The sequence below is a fragment of the Aquabacterium sp. genome, from assembly GCF_014378415.1.
Classification (GTDB): Bacteria; Pseudomonadota; Gammaproteobacteria; order Burkholderiales; family Burkholderiaceae_C; genus Aquabacterium.
This window is the reverse complement of record NZ_JACMNS010000151.1, coordinates 1-2,661: the sequence shown is the minus strand read 5'-3', so window position 1 is coordinate 2,661 and position 2,661 is coordinate 1. Positions and strand designations below refer to the sequence as shown.

Here is a 2,661-nt window from a genome sequence, read left to right as displayed (position 1 = left end):
TGGTGCCCCGGGCCGGACTCGAACCGGCACTCCTTGCGGAACCGGATTTTGAATCCGGCGCGTCTACCAATTTCACCACCAGGGCACTGACGTGAGGGGTCGGAGTTTAGCATAGAAAATCAACGCTTGCGGGGCGGCCAGGCAAGCTCAAGGTGGCCACGCAGGGGGGTGTTTGGGCCACGATGCGCCCCTGTCGGATGACGTGCAAACGGGTGGCGCGCAGGCGGATGGCCTCGACCGGATTGCGGGCTTGCAGGACGACCATGTCGGCGTTGCAGCCCACGTCCAAACCATAGCCTTGCAGGCCCAAAATGCGCGCGGGCGTGGTGGTGACGGCTTCAAAGCACTGGCGCATGGCGGCCTGGCTGGTCATCTGGGCGACGTGCAAGCCCATGTGCGCCACTTCCAGCATGTCGCCACTGCCCATGCTGTACCAGGGGTCCATCACGCAATCGTGGCCAAAGGCAACGTCGATGCCCTGGGCCAGCATTTCAGGCACACGGGTCATGCCGCGGCGTTTGGGGTAGGTGTCGTGGCGGCCCTGCAAGGTGATGTTGATGAGCGGGTTGGCAATGGCGGCCACCCCGGCTTCTTTGATCAGGGGCAGGAGCTTGCTGACGTAGTAGTTGTCCATGCTGTGCATGGAGGTGAGGTGCGATCCGGCCACCCTGCCCTGCAGGCCCAGCCGTTGCGCCTGGTAGGCCAGGGTTTCGATGTGGCGGGACATGGGGTCGTCGGTTTCGTCGCAGTGCATGTCCACGCGCAGGCCCCGTTCGGCGGCCAGTTCGCACAGCAGGCGCACGGACTCGGCGCCGTCCTGCATGGTGCGTTCGAAATGGGGAATGCCGCCGACCACGTCGACGCCCATGTCGAGGGCTCGCTTCAATTGGGCCAGGGCGTTGTGACCGCGCAGGACGCCGTCTTGCGGAAAGGCAACGAGTTGCAGATCGAGGTAGGGTTTGACGCGCTCGCGGACGTGCAGCAGGGCTTCAACAGCCAGCAGCTTTGGGTCGCACACATCAACGTGGGTGCGGATGGCGAGCAGGCCTTTGGCCACGGCCCAATCGCAATAGGCCATGGCGCGATCGACCAGGGCGTCTTGCGTGAGTTGCGGTTTGAGCTCGCCCCACAGGGCGATGCCTTCCAGCAAGGTGCCCGATTGATTGATGCGGGGTTGGCCGTAGCTGAGGGTCGAGTCCATGTGGAAGTGGGCGTCGACGAAAGGCGGGCTGACGAGTTGGCCTGCGACGTTGATCTCTTGCGCGGCGGGCGTGGACAGGGCGGGCTGAACGGCCACGATCTGGCCACCCAGGATGCCGATGTCTTGATCGGCGCGGCCATCAGGCAGGCTGCAGTGTCGAAGGATGAGGTCCATGCCGATCAGCCTAGCAGGGATCAGAAGGTTTCCCAGTCGTCGGCGCCGGCCTTGGCGGGGGCAGCGGCCTGCATGGCGGACGATTTTTCAAGGGGCACCAAAACAGCTTGGGCAGGCTTGTTGAAGACAGGACGCGCCACATTTTTGGCCCCAACCGGACCACGGCGCTCGGCAACCAAGGCCGATTTGAACGCTGTTGGAGGGCGCTGGATGGCGTCGGGCGATGCCACCGCAATGCTGGCCGACAGCTTGAACACGGCGACGACCTGCACCAGTTGCTGCGCCTGCGTTTTGAGGCTTTCGGCGGCAGCGGCCGATTCTTCTACCAGCGCGGCGTTTTGCTGTGTGACTTGGTCCATCTGCGTGACGGCCTCGCAGACCTGGGTCACGCCTTGGCTTTGCTCGGTGCTGGCCGCACTGATCTCGCCCATGATGTCGGTGACGCGCTTGATTGAGGTCACCACTTCGGTCATGGTGGCGCCGGCCCGGTCGACCAGGGACGTGCCTTCTTCAACCCGCTCCACGCTGGCGTTGATGAGCACTTTGATTTCTTTGGCGGCCTCGGCACTGCGCTGCGCCAGGCTGCGCACTTCGCTGGCGACCACGGCAAAGCCTCGGCCTTGCTCACCGGCACGGGCCGCTTCAACAGCTGCATTCAGCGCGAGGATGTTGGTCTGGAACGCAATGCCGTCGATCACGCTGATGATGTCGGAGATCTTCTTGGAGCTGTCGTTGATGCCCTTCATGGTGACCACGACTTGGCTGACGACCTCGCCGCCCTCCATGGCCACGGCGCTGGCGCTGTGGGCCAGTTGGTTGGCTTGTTTGGCGTTGTCGGCGTTCAAGCGCACGGTGACGCCGAGTTGCTCCATGGACGCGGCGGTTTCTTCCAACGACGAGGCCTGCTCTTCGGTGCGTGAACTGAGGTCGTTGTTGCCTTGGGCGATTTGCGAAGAGGCCGTGGCGACCCCTTCGGCACTGCTTCGAACGTTCAACACCACCTTGGCCAAGTTGTCTTGCATGGCCTTGAGTTGAGCCATCAGGCTGATGGTGTCGCCCGGCGCCACGTCAATGACCGTGCTCAAATTGCCATCGGCGACCGCACGGGCCAGGTCAGCGGCCGCGGCGGGCTCGCCGCCCAGTTGCTTGAGCAGGCTGCGTGAAACCAACAATGCAGCCAATGAACCCATGGCCAACGCCAACAGTACCAGCGCGATGGCGGTGTTTCGGCCGGTTTCGTAGGCTTGTTCAGCCTCTTTTTCGCCAGCATCAATCAAAGCCCGCTG

General features: G+C 63.5%; 2 protein-coding genes and 1 tRNA gene. All 3 read right to left on the bottom strand.

The genetic code is table 11. From position 1 onward, the window contains the following. A tRNA-Leu gene (locus H7225_RS13695) sits at window positions 1–85 on the bottom strand. Window positions 86–106: 21 nt separating this feature from the next. Further along, window positions 107–1,375, bottom strand: coding sequence for an amidohydrolase family protein (locus tag H7225_RS13690; protein WP_290662724.1), 1,269 nt, complete (start codon window positions 1,373–1,375; stop codon window positions 107–109). Window positions 1,376–1,395: 20 nt separating this feature from the next. Continuing rightward, window positions 1,396–2,661: methyl-accepting chemotaxis protein (locus H7225_RS13685; RefSeq protein WP_290662722.1), on the bottom strand; the 1,266-nt coding region annotated here is incomplete at its 5' end.